Source organism: Pigmentiphaga sp., assembly GCF_019689535.1.
In the GTDB taxonomy this organism is placed as follows: domain Bacteria; phylum Pseudomonadota; class Gammaproteobacteria; order Burkholderiales; family Burkholderiaceae_B; genus Pigmentiphaga.
The window spans coordinates 1-2,975 of the sequence record NZ_JADGHH010000300.1 but is presented as its reverse complement, the minus strand read 5'-3'; the positions used below and the strand labels follow the sequence as shown (position 1 = coordinate 2,975).

The window sequence follows — 2,975 nt, the reverse complement described above, 5'->3', positions numbered from 1 at the left end:
GGTGCGAGCCAAGCCGGATCGCATCGCGTTCCGGGTCCGGCCCGGGCCCTGATGCAATGATGGCAAGAATGGCGTCCCGCTCCGGGACGCTTTTTTTTGCCCGCCGGGATGGGGGCGAAGGCTGCAGGCGTGCGTTCTACAATGGCCCCTCGTTCTCCCACCACGCTGAGGCCATGGCTGTTCATCGACTCGAATTGCGAGGGATCACCAAGCAGTATCCCGGCGTCCTCGCGAACGACGATGTCTCGTTGGCCGTGGCGCCCGGCGAGATCCACGCCGTGCTGGGCGAAAACGGCGCCGGCAAATCGACCCTGGTGAAAATCGTCTACGGCGTGATCGCGCCCGACGCCGGAGAAATCCTGTGGAACGGCCGCCCCGTCAGGCTGCGCGCGCCGGACGATGCGCGCGCGCTCGGCATAGGGATGGTTTTCCAGCATTTCCAGCTGTTCGAGACCCTGACCGTGGCACAGAACGTCTCGCTCGGACTGCCGGCGGGGCGAGCCTCCCGGGGCGACGAGGCATCGCTGGCCTCTCTGATCGAGCGTTATCGCCTTGATCTGCGTCCCGATGCGTATGTGGGCGATTTGTCGATCGGAGAGCGCCAACGCGTCGAATTGCTGCGCGCATTGGCGACGCGCCCGCAGTTGCTGATCCTGGACGAACCGACCTCGGTGCTGTCCTTCGCCGCCCGGGCTGCACTTTTTTCTACTTTGCGCCAGTTGGCGTCCGAGGGCTGCAGCATCGTCTACATTAGCCACAAGCTGGCAGAAATACGCGACTTGTGCGATCGCTGCACGGTGCTGCGAGCAGGCAGGACGGTCGCGACGGTCGATCCGCGGTCCATGTCGCAGGAAGCCCTGGCGACCTTGATGCTCGGCAGCGCGGTCAACGAGATACGGGTGCCGGCGTCACGCGCGGGGGGCGAGCCGCTGTTGGGCGTGCGTGGTTTGTCGATCTGCGCGCCGCCGGGCCAGCGGGTCGGGCTGCGCGACGTGTCGTTCGAATTGCGAGCAGGTGAAATCCTCGGCGTGGCGGGTATGTCCGGCAACGGACAAGGCTTGCTGTTCTCTGCGTTGTCGGGCGAGGAGACGGGCGTTCCCCACGACGCCATCCACCTGATGGGCCGGCCTGCTGGGAACCTGGGGCCGGTCGAGCGGCGCGCCCTGGGCCTGCGCGCCATACCTGAGGAGCGCCTGGGGCGCGGGTCCGTGCCGGACATGGGCCTGGACGAGAACGTGCTGTTGACCCTACCGGCCGCGCAGGCGACGCGGCGGGGCTGGCTGCGCCGGCGCCACCTCGTCGCTGCGGCAGCCCGCATCATCGACCGATATGGGGTGAAGGCGGTTTCCCCGCGCACGCCTGCCCGCAACCTGTCGGGCGGCAACCTGCAGAAGTTCGTGGTGGGCCGGGAATTGGAGGGGGCCCCCCGCGTCCTGGTCGCGGCCCAGCCCACCTGGGGCGTGGACGTCGGCGCGGCGATGCGCATCCGCGAGGCGCTGATCGGTTTGCGCCATGCCGGCGGCGCGGCGTTGATCATTTCCGAGGACATCGATGAGCTGCTCGCCATCTGTGATCGCGTCGCGGTCATGGCGGGCGGCAGCCTTTCGCCCGCCATGGCACGCGATCGCCTGAACGCCGAGATATTGAGCCGATGGATGGAAGGAAGGTGGGATCATGATCCAGCTTGAGCCGCGCGTATCCGCCTCGCGGTGGGCGGCATGGCTGTCGCCGCTCGCGGCGTTGGCGCTGACCATGGCGGGCGGCGCCGCGCTCTTTGCGCTATTGGGCGTCGATCCGTGGCAGGGGCTGCGCCTATTCCTGGTCGAGCCGTTCAATGGCCTCTATGCATGGGGCGAACTGGCCGTCAAGTCTGCACCCCTCGCCCTGTGTGCGGTGGGGCTATCGATTTGCTTTCGGGCCAATGTCTGGAACATCGGCGCCGAGGGCCAGTTGGTGGCGGGCGCGGTGGCCGGCGCCGGCGTGGCGCTCCTGGCTGGCCCCGAAACCTGGCGAGGATACGTGTGCCTGGTCATGGTGGCAGGCATGCTCGGGGGCATGGCGTGGGCGGCGGTCACCGCGTGGCTCAAGGACAGGTATGGCGCCAACGAGATGTTGGTGAGCCTGATGCTCACTTACGTCATTCAGTTGTTGCTCGGATATCTCGTGTTCGGGCCCTGGCGTGATCCGTACGGCTTTAACTTTCCGCAATCCCGCTCGTTCGAGGAGGCCGCCTTGCTGCCGGCGCTTTGGGAGGGCACGCGCGCGCACGCCGGATGGTTGTTGGCTCTGCTCGCCGTCGTGGGGGCCTGGCTGTTCCTGTCCCGCTTTCACGCCGGGTTTCGCCTGCGCGTGGCAGGGGCGGCGCCTGCGGCGGCTCGATATGCCGGCTACTCGTCGCGCCAAGCCTTGTGGGCGTCGATGTTGACCTGCGGGGCCTTGGCCGGCCTGGCCGGGATCGGGGAGGTTGCCGGACCGATGCAGCGGCTTACGAGCTCCGTGTCGCCGGGCTACGGCTTTGCCGCCGTGATCGCCGCATTCCTGGGGCGCTTGCATCCGGCCGGGGCATTCGCGGCCAGCATCGTGATGGCGGCGCTGTACATCGGCGGCGAGCTGGCGCAGTCGCGCCTGGGCATGCCGGCTTCCATCGTCGGCATATTCCAGGGCCTGGCGCTGGCCTTGCTGTTGCTGGGCGATACCTTGGTGCGGTATCGCATCCGGTTGCGCCATCCCTTCGGCGCGGCGAGGGGATGGCATGGATAGCCTGCTCTCGCTCCTTGCCGCGACCTTGAATGCGGGCACGCCGCTCGCATTGGCGGCCCTTGGCCTCACGTTGCACGAACGGGCCGGCGTCATCAACCTGGGCGCCGAGGGCATGATGTCGCTCGCCGCCGCGGCCGGCTTTGCCATGGCGTTCCACGCGGGAAGCACGTGGGCGGGCTTGGCGGCCGGGGCGGGGGCTGGCGCTGTGCCTGTCA

At 68.1% G+C, this 2,975-nt stretch carries 2 protein-coding genes and 1 pseudogene; all 3 read left to right on the top strand.

Features of this window, described 5'->3' with window-relative positions:
- Positions 1-173: 173 nt before the first annotated feature.
- Positions 174-1,688 (top strand): ABC transporter ATP-binding protein, encoded by a 1,515-nt coding sequence (locus tag IRZ12_RS16950; protein ID WP_296471075.1) that lies wholly within the window; start codon positions 174-176, stop codon positions 1,686-1,688.
- Positions 1,675-2,760 (top strand): ABC transporter permease, encoded by a 1,086-nt coding sequence (locus IRZ12_RS16945; RefSeq protein ID WP_296471072.1) that lies wholly within the window; start codon positions 1,675-1,677, stop codon positions 2,758-2,760. Before IRZ12_RS16950 ends, IRZ12_RS16945 begins: the two co-directional genes overlap by 14 nt.
- Positions 2,753-2,975, top strand: a pseudogene (locus IRZ12_RS16940) (ABC transporter permease); the annotation flags it as partial. The gene IRZ12_RS16945 and the pseudogene IRZ12_RS16940, both read left to right, overlap by 8 nt.